The sequence below is a fragment of the Cellulosimicrobium sp. So1_17 genome, assembly GCF_055181235.1.
The window spans coordinates 4434665-4450248 of sequence record NZ_CM143702.1; the positions used below are offsets into that span (position 1 = coordinate 4434665).

Annotated in this window: 15 protein-coding genes; all 15 read left to right on the plus strand. The window is 73.4% G+C overall.

The window, feature by feature from the left end; translation table 11 throughout:
- Positions 1-136: 136 nt before the first annotated feature.
- The 15 genes from ACZCLJ_RS19550 (at position 137) to atpA (ending at position 15584) form a co-directional block, all read left to right on the plus strand.
- On the plus strand, positions 137-1492 hold the full coding sequence (locus tag ACZCLJ_RS19550) for a homoserine dehydrogenase (protein ID WP_463104969.1): 1356 nt from the start codon (positions 137-139) through the stop codon (positions 1490-1492).
- A gap of 13 nt (positions 1493-1505) precedes the next feature.
- Complete coding sequence (gene thrC, locus ACZCLJ_RS19555; protein WP_251150591.1) at positions 1506-2609, plus strand: threonine synthase; 1104 nt, start codon at positions 1506-1508, stop codon at positions 2607-2609.
- The gene (gene thrB, locus ACZCLJ_RS19560; protein ID WP_463104970.1) at positions 2609-3544 is read left to right on the plus strand and encodes a homoserine kinase; all 936 of its coding nucleotides are present in this window, start codon (positions 2609-2611) and stop codon (positions 3542-3544) included. The genes thrC and thrB overlap by 1 nt, the downstream gene beginning before the upstream one ends.
- Before the next feature lie 269 nt (positions 3545-3813).
- Positions 3814-5901 (plus strand): transcription termination factor Rho, encoded by a 2088-nt coding sequence (gene rho, locus ACZCLJ_RS19565; protein ID WP_463104971.1) that lies wholly within the window; start codon positions 3814-3816, stop codon positions 5899-5901.
- Between the two features lie 181 nt (positions 5902-6082).
- Positions 6083-6301, plus strand: coding sequence for a 50S ribosomal protein L31 (gene rpmE / locus ACZCLJ_RS19570; RefSeq protein WP_251150276.1), 219 nt, complete (start codon positions 6083-6085; stop codon positions 6299-6301).
- Positions 6302-6508: 207 nt separating this feature from the next.
- A complete protein-coding gene (prfA, locus tag ACZCLJ_RS19575; RefSeq protein WP_251150275.1) occupies positions 6509-7600 on the plus strand; it encodes a peptide chain release factor 1 in 1092 nt (363 codons plus the stop codon).
- Positions 7593-8567, plus strand: a complete 975-nt coding sequence (prmC, locus tag ACZCLJ_RS19580) for a peptide chain release factor N(5)-glutamine methyltransferase (protein ID WP_463104972.1) — start codon at positions 7593-7595, stop codon at positions 8565-8567. Before prfA ends, prmC begins: the two co-directional genes overlap by 8 nt.
- Positions 8564-9292 carry an L-threonylcarbamoyladenylate synthase gene (locus tag ACZCLJ_RS19585; protein WP_463104973.1) on the plus strand — a complete coding sequence of 243 codons (729 nt, stop codon included), beginning with the start codon at positions 8564-8566 and terminating at the stop codon, positions 9290-9292. Before prmC ends, ACZCLJ_RS19585 begins: the two co-directional genes overlap by 4 nt.
- Positions 9289-10521, plus strand: a complete 1233-nt coding sequence (locus ACZCLJ_RS19590) for a glycosyltransferase family 4 protein (protein ID WP_463104974.1) — start codon at positions 9289-9291, stop codon at positions 10519-10521. The genes ACZCLJ_RS19585 and ACZCLJ_RS19590 overlap by 4 nt, the downstream gene beginning before the upstream one ends.
- A gap of 1 nt (position 10522) precedes the next feature.
- Entirely contained in the window at positions 10523-11062 is a 540-nt protein-coding gene (locus ACZCLJ_RS19595) for a hypothetical protein (protein WP_251150271.1), read from the plus strand.
- Positions 11063-11279: 217 nt separating this feature from the next.
- Positions 11280-12074, plus strand: a complete 795-nt coding sequence (atpB, locus tag ACZCLJ_RS19600; protein ID WP_251150270.1) for a F0F1 ATP synthase subunit A — start codon at positions 11280-11282, stop codon at positions 12072-12074.
- A 108-nt stretch (positions 12075-12182) separates the two neighbouring features.
- Positions 12183-12416 carry an ATP synthase F0 subunit C gene (locus tag ACZCLJ_RS19605; protein WP_141389322.1) on the plus strand — a complete coding sequence of 78 codons (234 nt, stop codon included), beginning with the start codon at positions 12183-12185 and terminating at the stop codon, positions 12414-12416.
- Entirely contained in the window at positions 12416-13021 is a 606-nt protein-coding gene (locus ACZCLJ_RS19610) for a F0F1 ATP synthase subunit B (RefSeq protein ID WP_251150590.1), read from the plus strand. The genes ACZCLJ_RS19605 and ACZCLJ_RS19610 overlap by 1 nt, the downstream gene beginning before the upstream one ends.
- The gene (locus ACZCLJ_RS19615) at positions 13021-13836 is read left to right on the plus strand and encodes a F0F1 ATP synthase subunit delta (protein WP_463104975.1); all 816 of its coding nucleotides are present in this window, start codon (positions 13021-13023) and stop codon (positions 13834-13836) included. The genes ACZCLJ_RS19610 and ACZCLJ_RS19615 overlap by 1 nt, the downstream gene beginning before the upstream one ends.
- A gap of 116 nt (positions 13837-13952) precedes the next feature.
- On the plus strand, positions 13953-15584 hold the full coding sequence (gene atpA / locus ACZCLJ_RS19620) for a F0F1 ATP synthase subunit alpha (RefSeq protein ID WP_251150268.1): 1632 nt from the start codon (positions 13953-13955) through the stop codon (positions 15582-15584).

The following is a 15584-nucleotide window of genomic DNA, read 5'->3' on the forward strand; positions in this document are numbered from 1 at the left end:
CGTGCCGGCGCGGTTCCCGACCCGTGGGCGCGGGCGCGCCCGGTGGCCGGGCGCCCGTATCCTGTCGGCGCGGTGCCGGTGCCCGTCCGGGCGCGCCGGATCCGCTTCGCCCCTGACTGCCTGAGGAAGGTCCGTCGTGCCCGCTGCTGCCGTGCCCCACCCGCCCCTGCGCGTCGCCCTCCTGGGCTGCGGCGTCGTCGGGACGCAGGTCGCGCGGCTGCTGACGCAGCAGGCGGACGACCTCGCGTCGCGCGTCGGCGCGCGCCTCGAGCTCGTGGGGATCGCGGTCCGGGACGCGTCCGCGCCGCGCGACGCGGCGATCGACCGCTCGCTGCTCACCGAGGACGCCGCGGCGCTCGTCGAGCGCGCGGACATCGTCGTCGAGGTCGTGGGCGGCATCGAGCCGGCGCGCGACCTGCTGCTCCGCGCGATCGGTGCGGGCGCGGCCGTCGTCACGGCGAACAAGGCACTGCTCGCGGAGGACGGCCCGACGCTCTACAAGGCCGCCGACGACGCCGGGGTCGACATCTACTTCGAGGCCGCCGTCGCGGGCGCGATCCCCATCGTGCGCCCGGTGCGCGAGTCCCTCGCGGGCGACCACGTGCGCCGCGTGCTGGGCATCGTCAACGGGACCACGAACTACGTGCTCGACCAGATGACCACCACGGGCATGAGCCTTGCGGAGGCCGTCCGGGAGGCCCAGGACCTCGGGTTCGCGGAGGCCGACCCGACGGCCGACGTCGAGGGCTACGACGCCGCGGCCAAGGCGGCGATCCTCGCGAGCCTCGCCTTCCACACGCGCGTCTCGCTGGACGACGTCGCGCGCGAGGGCATCATGTCCGTCACCGCCGACGACGTCGCGTGGGCCGCGCAGACCGGTCACGTCATCAAGCTGCTCGCCATCGCGGAGCTGCGCTCCGGCGCGACCGAGGGCGAGGCGGCGGGGGTCTCGGTGCGGGTGCACCCCGCCCTCGTGCCCACGTCGCACCCGCTCGCGAACGTGCGCGGCTCGTTCAACGCCGTGTTCGTCGAGGCCGAGTCTGCGGGCGAGCTCATGTTCTACGGCCGCGGCGCGGGTGGCGCCCCCACCGCGTCGGCGGTCCTCGGCGACGTCGTCTCCGCCGCGCGCCACCGCGTGCTCGGCGGCAAGGGCCCGCAGGAGTCCACCTACGCCGAGCTCGCGATCCTGCCCCCGAGCGCCGCGCTCACGCGCTACCAGGTGCGGCTCGAGGTCGACGACCGTCCCGGCGTCCTGGCGCAGGTCGCACAGGCGCTCGCCGCGCACGGCGTGTCGATCGAGGCTGTGCGCCAGCCCGGCACGCCCGAGGCCACGGAGCCGGTCGAGGGCGGCGCGGCCGGGCCGGCGGTCGCCCAGCTCGTCATCACCACGCACACCGCGCCGGAGTCGGCGCTCGCGGCGACCGTCGAGGCCGTCGCGGGACTCGAGCCCGTCCGCACCGTCACGTCCGTCCTGAGAGTCGAAGGAGCCTGAGATGACCGGCCGGATGGCCCATCAGTGGCGCGGCATCATCGCCGAGTACGCCGACCGCCTGCCCGCGCACGTGTCGGAGCGCGTCGTGACGCTGGGAGAGGGCGGCACGCCGCTCGTCGAGGCGCCCGCGCTGTCCGACCGCACCGGCGCGCAGGTCTTCGTCAAGGTCGAGGGCATGAACCCGACAGGGTCCTTCAAGGACCGCGGCATGACGACGGCGATCTCCGCCGCGGCGGCGCGCGGCGCCAAGGCGGTCGTGTGCGCGTCGACCGGCAACACGTCGGCGTCGGCCGCGGCGTACGCGACGCGCGCGGGCATGCTGTGCGCCGTGCTCGTCCCCGACGGCAAGATCGCGATGGGCAAGCTCAGCCAGGCGATCGCGCACGGCGCGCGCCTCCTGCAGGTCGACGGCAACTTCGACGACTGCCTGGTCGCTGCGCGCAAGCTCGCCGACACGCACCCGATCGAGCTCGTGAACTCGGTCAACCCCGATCGCATCGAGGGCCAGAAGACCGGCGCGTTCGAGATCGTCGACGCGCTCGGCGACGCCCCGGACATCCACGCGCTGCCCGTCGGCAACGCGGGCAACATCACGGCCTACTGGCGCGGGTTCCGCGAGTACGCGGGTCAGGGAGCACCGGGGCACCCGGGCGAGGGGCTGCCCGCCGTCGCGACGCGCGTCCCGCAGATGTGGGGCTTCCAGGCCGCGGGCGCCGCGCCGATCGTCGCGGGCCACCCGATCACCGAGCCCGAGACGATCGCGACCGCGATCCGCATCGGCAACCCCGCGTCGTGGGAGCTCGCCGAGGCGGCGCGCGACGAGTCGGGCGGCGTCATCGAGGCCGTGACCGACGAGCAGATCCTCGCGGCGCACCGCGTCCTGTCGAGCGAGGTCGGCGTGTTCGTCGAGCCCGCGTCGGCGGCCGGCGTCGCCGGGATCCTCGCGCGCGCCGAGCGCGGGCTCGTCCCTGCCGGCGCGCGGATCGTCGTCACGGTGACGGGTCACGGCCTCAAGGACCCGCAGTGGGCGCTGCGGACGGCGGACGGCGGCGAGGTCGTGCCGACGCGCGTCGGTGCCGACGTCGTGTCCATCGCCGACGCGCTCGGTCTCGGCTGATGCAGCTCGGCGCCGACCACGTGCGGGTCCGCGTCCCCGCGACGAGCGCGAACCTCGGGCCCGGCTTCGACGCGCTCGGTCTCGCGCTCGCGCTCCACGACGTCATCGAGGTGCGGGCTCTCGCGTCCGACGTGGTCGTGGTCGACGTCGAGGGCGAGGGCGCGGGCGAGGTCCCCGGTGACGAGAGCCACCTCGTCGTGCGCGCGCTGCGCACCGCGCTCGACGTCGCGGGGGCCCCGCAGACCGGCCTGCACCTGTCGTGCGTCAACCGGATCCCGCACGGGAGAGGGCTCGGCTCGTCCGCCGCGGCGGCGGTCGCGGGCATCGTCGCGGCGCGTGCGCTCGTCGCGGACCCGACGGCGCTCGACGACGCCACGGTCCTGGACCTCGCGAGCGAGCTCGAGGGGCACCCCGACAACGCCGCGCCCGCCCTCCTGGGTGGGGCGACCGTGGCATGGCTCACCGGCACGACGGGCGGGGCGCGCGCCGCCCGCCTGGACGTGCACCCCGACGTGCGCGCGACGGTGCTGGTCCCCTCGGCGCGGCTCGCGACGAGCCGCGCCCGCGGCGTCCTGCCGCAGACGGTGCCGCACGCCGACGCCGCGTTCAACGCCGGGCGCGCGGCCCTCCTCGTCGAGGCGCTCACCCGCAGGCCCGACCTCCTGCTCGAGGCGACCGAGGACCGGCTGCACCAGGGCTACCGGTCCGACGTCATGCCGTCGACGTTCGAGCTCGTGCAGGCGCTGCGTGCCGAAGGGCTCGCCGCGACGGTCTCCGGCGCGGGGCCCACGGTCCTCGTGCTCGACGACGCTGCCGGACCGGACAGGGTGGGCCAGGTCGTCGCCGAGCTCGTCGGCGGGGCGGCCGACTGGGAGGTCCGCGCGATCGAGATCGACCAGCGCGGCGTGGTGGCCGAGCGGCTCCGGACGGCGTAGTCCCGGTGCTAGGATGGGGTCAGCCTTCGGTCACGTTCTCCCGTACCGTCGGGCGCCCCGTCAGGCGTCCCGTCGCGCACATCTCGACCGCCGTCCCGTGCGGCCGAGGTGAGGACCGCCCGAGAGAAGGCCATCCAGCCCACGTCAGCTGACGTCGTCGTACCACTGACGCGTGGTAACACCTGCGCTCCGGCCGTCACGCGCCGGGCGTCGACCACCCGCGGCCCACCCTCTGAGAGGTGGGCGCAAACGAGGGGGAAGGGTCCTTCGTGACAGACACCATCGACACCGCCACGAGCAGCGCGACCGGTACGGCCGCTGCAGGCGGTCAGGCCCGGACCGGCGCGCTGCGTCTCCCGGAGCTCCAGGCGCTCGCCTCGCAGCTCGGGGTCAAGGGCACGTCCAAGATGCGCAAGAGCGACCTCGTGGACGTCATCCGTGCTCGCACCGGCGAGCAGAGCGCCCCCGCGCGTGCCGCGGGCGCGGCGCCCCAGAACGACACGCCTCCGGCCGCAGCGTCCCAGGACGGCGCCGAGGCACGTCCCGCGCGGGCGCGCAGCCGCCGCGCGGACCGGCCCGCGAGCGCCGCGGCCGAGACCACCGAGACGCGCTCCGACGCGCCCGCGGCGGCGAGCCGCGAGGACCGCAGCGCCGCCCCCGTGCTCGACCTGCCCGTCCGCGCCGACGACGCGCGGAGCAACGGCTCGCGGCGCGACCGCTCCCGCGACGTGCGTCCCGAGGCCGCCGCTGCGGTCGCCGAGGCGCTCGGCGAGCAGGGCGTGCGTCCGCGCGAGGACGGCGAGACGCCCGACGAGCGCGCCGCCCGTGCTGCGGCGGCGGTCGGCCTCGTGACGGGCGAGCGTGGGTCGCGCCGCTCGGGCCGGGGCGCCGGCGCGCCGTCGGGCGACGGCACGGCCGAGGTGGCCGCCCAGCGCGGCGAGCGGCAGCCCGACCGCCAGCAGGAGCGTCAGGCCGAGCGGCAGCAGGCTCCGCGCCAGGGCGACCAGGGTGCCCAGCGCGGCGAGCGTGCAGCGGACCGTCAGGCCCTGCTCGACGACGAGCGCGGCGGGCGCCGTCGCCGTGGTCGCGACCGTGGCCGGGAGCGGGACCGCAAGCGTGGTCGCGGTCGCCAGGGCCCGGACGTCGCGGGCCTCGACGACATCGAGGTGGCCGACGACGACGTGCTGCTGCCCGTGGCCGGGATCCTCGACATCCTCGACAACTACGCGTTCGTCCGGACGAGCGGCTACCTGCCCGGCGCGAACGACGTCTACGTCTCGCTCGGCCAGGTCAAGAAGTCGGGCCTGCGTCGTGGCGACGCGATCGTCGGCGCCGTGCGCCAGCCGCGCGACGGCGAGAACGCGGCCAACACGGCGCGCCAGAAGTTCAACGCGCTCGTGCGCCTCGACTCCGTGAACGGCATGTCGCCCGACGAGGCGCGCGAGCGCCCCGACTTCACGAAGCTCACGCCGCTGTACCCGCAGGAGCGGCTGCGCCTGGAGAACCCGGAGGCCACGCGCCTCACCCCGCGCGTGATCGACATCGTCGCCCCGATCGGGAAGGGTCAGCGCGGCCTCATCGTCGCGCCGCCCAAGGCCGGCAAGACGATCATCATGCAGCAGATCGCCAACGCGATCACCGCGAACAACCCCGAGGTCCACCTCATGGTGGTGCTCGTGGACGAGCGGCCCGAAGAGGTCACGGACATGGAGCGGACGGTCAAGGGCGAGGTCATCGCCTCGACGTTCGACCGCCCGGCGTCCGACCACACGATCGTCGCCGAGCTGGCCATCGAGCGCGCGAAGCGTCTCGTGGAGCTGGGCCAGGACGTCGTCGTGCTGCTCGACTCGCTCACGCGTCTGTCCCGCGCGTACAACCTCGCGGCGCCCGCGTCGGGCCGCATCCTCTCCGGTGGTGTGGACGCCTCGGCGCTCTACCCGCCGAAGCGGTTCTTCGGCGCCGCGCGCAACATCGAGAACGGTGGCTCGCTCACCATCCTCGCGTCCGCGCTCGTGGAGACCGGGTCCAAGATGGACGAGGTCATCTTCGAGGAGTTCAAGGGCACCGGGAACATGGAGCTCCGCCTGTCGCGCAACCTCGCCGACAAGCGCATCTTCCCCGCGGTGGACGTGAACGCGTCCGGCACGCGCCGCGAGGAGGTGCTGCTCTCGCAGGACGAGCTGCGCATCGTCTACAAGCTGCGCCGCGTCATGGGTGCGCTCGACCAGCAGCAGGCGATCGAGCTGCTGCTCGGCCAGCTGAAGAAGACCGCGACGAACGTCGAGTTCCTGCTGCACGTGCAGAAGACGACGCCCAGCGGTCTCGCGGACGACGAGAACGTCGGTCGCACGATCTGACACCCGCCTCCGGGCCGCGCCCGCGGCCGAGGCTCTTCACGGGGCCGTGCCGGGAAGATTTCGGCACGGTCCCGCGTTCTGGCACAATGGTTCGTCGGCCTGCGTCACGCGGGCCCGCCTGCGGTTCACAGGCACGGGGTGACCCGGCCTGACCCGGAGGCATCTCACCCAAGGAGCAATCGTGAAGTCTGGTATCCACCCCGAGTACGTCGTCACCGAGGTGACGTGCACCTGTGGCAACACCTTCGTGACGCGCAGCACGGAGACGTCCGGCAAGATCAGCTCGGACGTGTGCAGCGCCTGCCACCCGTTCTACACGGGCAAGCAGAAGATCCTGGACACCGGTGGCCGCGTGGCCCGGTTCCAGGCGCGCTACGGCAAGAAGGACGCCGACAAGTAGCACCCCCGCAGCGCCGGTGGTCCGAGTCCGACAACCTCTCCAGGGGCAGTCGACGAGCTCGGACCGCCGGCGCTGTCGCGTTGTCCGGGGCCTTCCCGCGACACCGCTCGCACGCCGCACGTGCCAGCACGACCGTGCACGTCTGCACGTCTGCACGTCTGCACGTCTGCACGGCCCTGCACGTCCCCGCTGCCCCGAGGAGCCCTCGTGACCGACCAGTTCGCCGCGACGCGGCCGCTCCTCGCCGAGCACGCGGAGATCGAGGCACAGCTCGCCGACCCGGCCGTGCACGCCGACGCCGCGCGGGCCCGCTCCCTCGGCCGGCGCTACGCCGAGCTCAACCAGGTCGTCGGCGCCTACCGGGCGTGGCGTGACGCGTCCGACGACGCCGAGGCCGCGGCCGAGCTCGCCGACGAGGACGAGGGCTTCGCCGCGGAGCTCCCCGCGCTGCGCGCGGTGGCCGACGAGGCGGCGGAACGGCTGCGTCGCGTGCTCGTCCCGCGCGACCCCGACGACGGCCGCGACGTCATCCTCGAGATCAAGGCGGGCGAGGGCGGCGAGGAGTCGGCACTGTTCGCGGGAGACCTCCTGCGCATGTACCTGCGGTACGCCGAGCGGCGCGGCTGGAAGACCGAGGTCATCGAGGCGACGGAGTCCGACCTCGGCGGCTACAAGGACGTCCAGGTCGCCGTGAAGGCACGGTCCGCCCCGACCGCGCCCGAGCTCGGCGTCTGGGCGAACCTCAAGTACGAGGGCGGCGTGCACCGCGTGCAGCGCGTCCCCGTGACGGAGTCGCAGGGCCGCATCCACACGTCGGCCGCCGGCGTGCTGGTGTTCCCCGAGGTCGAGGACGCCGGCGAGGTCGAGATCGACCCGAACGACCTGCGCATCGACGTCTACCGCTCGTCCGGGCCGGGCGGGCAGTCCGTCAACACGACGGACTCGGCCGTGCGCATCACGCACGTGCCGACCGGCATCGTCGTGTCGATGCAGAACGAGAAGTCGCAGCTGCAGAACCGCGAGCAGGCGATGCGCGTCCTGCGCGCGCGCCTGCTCGCCGCCCAGCAGGAGGCGGCCGCGGCGGAGGCGGCCGACCTGCGCCGGTCGCAGGTGCGCACCGTCGACCGCTCCGAGCGCATCCGGACGTACAACTACCCCGAGAACCGCATCGCGGACCACCGCACGGGGTACAAGGCGTACAACCTCGACCACGTGCTCGACGGCGACCTCGACCCGGTCGTCCGGTCGGCGATCGACGCGGACGAGGCCGCGCGGCTCGCGGCTGCCGGCGATGCCTGAGGCGGTTCCGGACGCCCGTCCTGCTGCGTGGGTGCGCTGGGCGACGGTCCTGCTCGGCGAGGCCGGAGTTCCGTCGTCCCGCGCCGACGCCGAGCTCCTGCTGGGGCATGCTCTCGCGGTGTCCACGGGCGAGGTGCGGCGGCTCGTCGTGCTCGACCGTCCGTTGCCCGACGACGCGGTGCGGGTCTTCGCGGACCTCGTCGCCCGGCGCGCGGACCGCGTCCCGCTGCAGCACCTCACGGGGAGCGCGCCGTTCCGGCACCTCGAGCTCGCCGTCGGGCCGGGGGTCTTCGTGCCGCGGCCCGAGACGGAGCAGGTGGCGCAGGTCGCGGTCGACGAGGCCGCCGTGGTCGTCGCGCGGGAGGGCCGCGCCGTCGTGGTCGACCTGTGCACGGGTTCCGGCGCGATCGCGCTCGCCGTGGCGAGCGAGGTGCCGGGCGCCGAGGTGCACGCGGTCGAGCTCGACGCGGACGCGCACGCGTGGGCGGCGCGCAACGTCGCGGCCGTGCGCGAGGTGACGGGCGCCGTCGTGCAGCTCGTGCGCGGCGACGCCCGCCGCGCCCTCGCGGGCACTCCGGCCGCCGGCGGGCTCGACGGCGCGTGCGACGTCGTCGTGTCCAACCCGCCGTACGTGCCACCCGACGCCGTACCGCGCGACCCCGAGGTCGCGGAGCACGACCCGGCGGTCGCCCTCTACGGCCTCGGCGCGGACGGGCTCGAGGTGCCGCGCGGGGTGACCGCCGCCGCGGTCCGCCTCCTGCGCCCGGGCGGGGTGTACGTCATGGAGCACGCCGAGGTCCAGGCCGCGGCGGCTCGCGCCATGGTCGAGGCGACCGGGGCGTTCGTCGACGTCCGCACCCTGACGGACCTCACCGGTCGCGACCGGATGGTGGTCGCGCGCCGCGCGGACACCCTCGCGGCGCGCGGCGCCGAGCGGGCCGACGAGCGTGGAAGACTGGACCCGTGAGCTCCGTCCACCCCGTGACCGACCCCAACAGCTGGGGCCCCGGGATCGACGAGGCGGTCAACGCGGTCTCCCGCGGCGGCCTCGTGGTCCTGCCCACCGACACCGTCTACGGCATCGGCGCCGACGCGTTCGACGCCGACGCCGTCGCCGCGCTCCTCGGCGCGAAGGGCCGCGGCCGGCAGATGCCGCCTCCTGTCCTCGTCCCCGACGCGCGGACGCTCGACGGCCTCGCGACCGAGGTGCCCGACGACGCGCGCCGCCTCGTCGAGGAGCTCTGGCCGGGCGGCTTCACGATCATCCTCAAGGCTCAGCCGTCGCTCGCGTGGGACCTCGGCGAGACGCACGGGACGGTCGCGCTGCGCATGCCCGACCACGAGGCGGCGCTCGCCCTCCTGCGGCGCACGGGGCCGCTCGCGGTGTCGTCCGCGAACAGGACCGGCAGTCCCGCCGCGCTCGACGTCGACGACGCGCGCGCCCAGCTCGGGGAGTCCGTCGCGGTCTACCTCGACGGCGGCGTCGCGCCCGGGGGAGTGGCGTCGACGATCGTCGACGCGACGTCGGGCACGCTGCGCGTCGTGCGGGCCGGTGCCGTCCCCCTCGAGCGCCTGCGCGAGATCGCGCCCGTCGACGGGCCCGAGGACGCGAGCGCTGCGACCCCGGACCCTGCACGCGACGAGGCCGGCGACGAGAACACGGAGAGCGCGCCGGAGGCGAACGGCGGGTGAGGGTCTACCTGCTCGTCATGCTCGTCGCCGCCGCGGTGACGTTCCTGACGACGCCCTTCGCCCGGTGGGTGGCGATGCGGACGGGCGCGATCACCGCGGTGCGCGCGCGCGACGTGCACACGATCCCGACGCCGCGGCTCGGGGGCGTCGCGATGCTGCTCGGGCTCGTCGTCGCGGTCGTGCTCGCCTCGCAGATGCCGTTCCTCGAAGGTGTCTTCGTGCGGGACGTCGGTGGTGTGCCCTACGTGGACAGCCGGGTGTGGGGCATCCTCGGTGCCGCGGCGATCGTGTGCCTGCTGGGCGTCGCCGACGACATCTGGGACCTCGACTGGATGACCAAGCTCGCCGGGCAGGTGCTCGCCGCGGGCCTCATGGCGGCGCAGGGCGTCGTGCTCTACACGCTCCCGACCGGGGACCTCCTGACGCTGCCGTCGTCGCGCATGCAGCTCGCCGTGACGATCCTCGTCGTGGTCGTCGCGATGAACGCGGTGAACTTCGTCGACGGTCTGGACGGTCTCGCCGCGGGCCTCGTCGCGATCGGCGGGACCGCCTTCTTCCTCTACTCCTACGTGCTGACGCTGCGCACGAACCCCGACGACTACTCGAGCCTCGCGACGCTGGTCATGGCGGCCCTGGTGGGCGTGTGCGTCGGCTTCCTGCCGCACAACTTCAACCCGGCGCGCATCTTCATGGGGGACTCGGGGTCGATGGTGCTCGGCCTCGTCCTGTCCGGCGCGGCCATCGTCGTCACCGGGAACATCGATCCCGGCGTGACGTCCGGGGCCGCGACCCTGCCCGCGTACATCCCGCTCCTCCTGCCGCTCGCCGTCATCCTGCTGCCCCTGCTCGACATGGGCATGGCCGTCGTGCGCCGGGTGCTCGCGGGCAAGTCGCCCTTCCACCCCGACCGCATGCACCTGCACCACCGCATGCTCGCGATCGGGCACTCGCACCGGCGCGCGGTCCTCATCCTCTACGTCTGGACCGCGGTGTTCGCGTTCGGCGCCGTCGCCCTCGTCTACTGGGACGTGCGCACGGTGGCGATCGGGCTCGGGGTGGCGGCCGTCGTCGCGCTGCTCCTCACGCTCGGCCCGCTGCGCACCCGCGGCCGGTTCCTCGACGACCAGGAGCCGACGACCGCCGCGCAGCCCACGGTGCCGACCGGTCCGACCGCTCCAACCGGTCCGACCGTCGCGACCAGCCCGACCCTCCCCTCGAAGGAAGCCTGAGATGTCCACGAACCTGCCCGAGCCCGCGCGCCCCGACGACGAGACCGCCCGTTCCGCGCAGGGGCCCGACGAGCCGAGCCGGGGCGCCGACGAGCGGACGGTCGGCGCCGACGAGCAGACGATCGGGCCGCACGGTCAGGCCGTGCGCGCGGTCTTCCGCACCGCGCTGCGCGACGTCCTGGTGCTCCTCGGGGCGCTCACGGTGCTGGGCGTCGCGGTCGGTGCGCTGGTCGCGGGCGTGCCGGGCGTCTGGGGCGCGCTGCTCGGCGTCGCGGTGGCCCTCGTCTTCTCGGCCACCACCGTCTGGGCGATGCTCCGGACCGTCGACTCGAGCCCCACGACGACGGCGGCCGTCGTCATGGGGAGCTGGCTCGTCAAGATGGTCGTCCTGATCGCCGTCCTCGTCGTGCTGCGGGGTCTGGACTTCTACGACCGGTGGGTGTTCGCGGGCGTCCTGCTCGTCGGCGTGATCGGTTCCGCGGTGATGGACTACCGGGCCGTGAACCGCGGCAGGATCCCGTACGTCGAGCCGCGCGCCTGACCCTCGCGAGGCGCCCCGCGCCCCGCCGCGACGGTTGCCCGGGGCGCATGAGCAAAAAGTCACAAGCGCCCCAGGATCGGCGTGAGCACGCCGATCCATACGTTAGGCTAGCGGCGAATCCATGACGGCCAGGTCCGACGGCGTGCCCACGATCGCGTGGTGAGTGCCCGGACCACACGACCATTGGGAGTCCACCCTGTCCACGCTTGCGACCCCCGTGCTCCTCGCTGCTTCAGAGAGCGAAGGTGGCTTCCACGCGCCGTCCATCGCCGACTTCTTCCCCCCGGCGATCCTCTTCGAGGACACGATCTTCCAGATCGACCGCATCTGGATCATCCGCGTCGTCGCGACCGTCGTCCTGCTGACGATCTTCGTCATCGGGGCGCGTCGCGCGCGGCTCGTCCCCGGACGGTTCCAGAACGCCCTCGAGATGCTCATCGACTTCGTGCGCGTCCAGATCGTCGAGGAGATCATGGGGAAGGAGAACGCGCGCCGGTTCGTCCCGATGATCGCGACGATCTTCTTCGCCGTCCTCGCGTTCAACATCACGAGCGTGATCCCCGGGCTCAACCTGGCGGGCTCGTCCCGCATCGGTCTCCCGATCATGCTCGCGCTGTGGGTGTTCGTCACCTACTGGGCGGTCGGCATCAAGAAGCACGGCCTCGGCGGCTACCTGAAGAACAACCTCTTCCCCCCGGGCATCCCCTGGCCGATCTACCTCATCGTCACGCCGATCGAGCTGCTGCAGATCCTCGTGATCCGGCCCGCCTCGCTGGCCATCCGACTCGCGGCCAACATGATCGCCGGGCACATCATGCTCGTCCTGTGCTTCGCAGCGACGCAGTACTTCGTGTTCGAGGCCGTGCCCGCGATGAAGGCCTTCGGCGCACTGACGCTCGTCGGCGGCTTCGCGATCACGCTCTTCGAGATCCTCGTGGCGTTCCTGCAGGCCTACATCTTCGCGCTCCTCGCGGCCGTGTACATCAACATGTCGCTCGAGGAGGAGCACTGACCCGCTGGGTCGTGCGCCGACTCCGCTCCACCAGACACACCATCAAGCGCAGTACCAACGCGACGCCCGGTCACCCGGTCGGGCGCCCAACGGAAGGAACGAGCAATCGTGGACGTCACCACTCTCGCTGAGGTCACCGGCAACATCGGCACCGTCGGTTACGGCCTCGCCGCGATCGGCCCGGGCATCGGTCTCGGCATCCTCATCGGCAAGACCATCGAGGGCATCGCCCGCCAGCCCGAGGTCGCCGGGCAGCTCCGCGCCACCATGTTCATCGGTGTCGCGTTCGTCGAGGTGCTCGCGCTGCTCGGTCTCGTCGCCGGCTTCCTCTTCACGGCGTGATGTCGGCGCTGGCGACCGCCGCGCTGAACGTCGCGGCGGAGACGGGCGAGGAGCCGCAGGGCATTGACCTGTTCCTCCCCGCCCCGTACGACATCCTCTGGTCGTCCGTCGTCCTCCTGGTCATCGCGGTCGTCTTCTACAAGGCGATCCTCCCGAAGTTCCAGTCGGTGCTCGACGAGCGCACCGCGAAGATCGAGGGTGGCCTCGCCAAGGCGGAGTCCGCCCAGGCGGAGGCCGCGGCGGCGCTGGCGGAGTACCACCAGCAGCTCCAGGAGGCGCGTGCCGAGGCTGCGAAGATCCGCGAGGAGGCGCGTGCCGAGGGCGGCGCCATCGTGGCCGACCTGCGGACCAAGGCGTCCGACGACGCGGCGCGCATCGTCGAGACGGCGCACCGCCAGATCGAGGCGGAGCGTCAGCAGGCGGCGATCTCGCTGCGCAACGACGTCGGCCTGCTCGCGACCGAGCTCGCGTCGAAGATCGTCGGCGAGTCCCTCGCCGACTCGGCGCGCCAGAGCCGTGTGGTCGACCGCTTCCTCGACGAGCTCGAGGCCGCGGGTCCCGCGACGGCGAGCGCCGTCGGCGGTCGGGCCGCAGAGGAGAGCTGATGCGCGGTACGAGCGGAGAGTCCCTGAACCGGGCCCGGGAGCGGTTCGAACCGGTCCTGCGGTCGGCGGGGGAGGACGGCCTCACCCTGGGTGAGCAGCTGTTCGCCGTCACCGCGGCGCTCGACGCGTCGGCGCCGCTGCGGCGCGGGCTCGCCGACCCCTCGCGGTCGGGCGACGACAAGGCCGCGCTCGTGGCGGCGGTCCTCGGCTCGGGCTTCGACGGCCGCGTCGTCGACCTCGTGGCGGGCGTCGTCCGCTCGCGCTGGTCGCACGAGCGCGACCTGGGCGACGCGATCGAGCGCCTCGGCCTCGACGCGGTGCTCGCCTCGGCCGAGTCGCGGGGCGCCCTCGAGAAGGTCGAGGACGAGCTCTTCCGCGTGTCGCGCTCGCTCGTCGGGCAGCGCGAGGCCCGACAGGTCCTCTCCGACGCCGGGACCGACCCGGAGCGGCGCGCGGCCTTCGTGGCCACGCTGCTCGACGGGAAGGTCGACCGCGTGACGGCGGTGCTCGCCCAGCACGCGACGCGTGCGCTGCGCGGTCGGCGGTTCGTGCCCACGCTCGGCTGGTTCGGCGACATCGCGGCCGAGCGGCGCCAGCGCCTCGTGGCCTCGGTCACGTCGGCCGTCGTCCTCGACACCGCGCAGCTCACCCGCCTCGGTGCGCTGCTCGAGCGGGCGTACGGCCGCGCCGTGCAGCTCAACGTCACGGTCGACGCGGCCGTGCTCGGCGGGCTGCGCGTGCAGGTGGGTGCCGACGTCGTGGACTCCACCGTCCTGTCCCGTCTCGCCGACGCTCGTCGGCGACTCGTGAGCTGACGCCCGCGAGCCGACGATCTCCCGACCGACGACCGACCGCCGGCCACCGGCCGCACAACCCACACACGTTCGACCGCACCCGAACCACGAGGCGCGGTTACGACAGGAGAAGAGCAATGGCTGAGCTGACGATCCGGCCGGAGGAGATCCGGGCCGCTCTGGACAGCTTCGTGAAGTCCTACGAGCCCGAGGGCGCCGTGTCCGAGGAGGTGGGCCGGGTCTCCCTGGCCGCCGACGGCATCGCCAACGTCGAGGGTCTGCCCGGCGCGATGGCCAACGAGCTGCTGCGCTTCGAGGACGGGACCCTCGGTCTCGCCCTGAACCTCGACGTCCGCGAGATCGGTGTCGTCGTCCTCGGCGAGTTCACCGGCATCGAGGAGGGCCAGGAGGTCCGTCGCACGGGCGAGGTCCTGTCGGTCCCGGTCGGCGAGGGCTACCTGGGTCGCGTCGTCGACCCGCTGGGCAACCCCATCGACGGTCTCGGCGAGATCGAGACCGAGGACCGTCGCGCGCTGGAGCTCCAGGCTCCCGGCGTCATGGCCCGCAAGTCGGTCCACGAGCCGCTGCAGACCGGCCTCAAGGCGATCGACTCGATGATCCCGATCGGCCGCGGCCAGCGCCAGCTGATCATCGGCGACCGCCAGACCGGCAAGACGGCGATCGCGACCGACACGATCATCAACCAGAAGGCCAACTGGGAGACCGGCGACCCCGAGAAGCAGGTCCGCTGCATCTACGTCGCGATCGGCCAGAAGGGCTCGACGATCGCCGCGGTGCGCGGCGCCCTCGAGGAGGCCGGCGCGCTCGAGTACACGACCATCGTCGCGGCTCCCGCGTCCGACCCGGCCGGCTTCAAGTACCTCGCGCCGTACACCGGCTCGGCCATCGGCCAGCACTGGATGTACCAGGGCAAGCACGTCCTCATCGTGTTCGACGACCTGTCGAAGCAGGCCGAGGCGTACCGTGCCGTGTCGCTCCTCCTGCGCCGCCCGCCGGGCCGCGAGGCGTACCCCGGTGACGTCTTCTACCTGCACTCCCGTCTCCTCGAGCGTTGCGCGAAGCTGTCGGACGAGCTGGGCGCGGGCTCGATGACGGGTCTGCCGGTCATCGAGACGAAGGCGAACGACGTCTCGGCGTACATCCCGACGAACGTCATCTCCATCACGGACGGCCAGATCTTCCTCCAGTCCGACCTGTTCAACGCCGACCAGCGCCCGGCCGTCGACGTCGGCATCTCGGTGTCCCGCGTCGGTGGTGCCGCGCAGGTCAAGGCGATGAAGCAGGTCTCGGGCACGCTGAAGCTCGAGCTCGCGCAGTACCGCTCGCTCGAGGCCTTCGCGATGTTCGCGTCCGACCTCGACGCGGCCTCGCGCGGCCAGCTCGCCCGTGGCGCGGTCCTCATGGAGCTGCTCAAGCAGGGCCAGTACACGCCGTACCCGGTCGAGGAGCAGGTCGCGTCCATCTGGGCGGGCACCAAGGGCAAGCTGGACGACGTCCCCGTCGAGGACGTGCGCCGTTTCGAGTCCGAGATGCTCGACCACCTGCGCCGCAACACGGACGTGCTCTCGGTGATCGCCGACACCGGCAAGCTGGCCGAGGACACCGAGGCGCAGCTCGCCTCGGCGGTCGACGCCGTGCGGGCCGGCTTCCTCAAGGCCGACGGCTCGCCGCTGGTCGGCGGGGACGCGGCGGAGGACGAGGGCGTGGACGTCGAGCAGGAGCAGATCGTCCGCCAGAAGAGGGGCTGA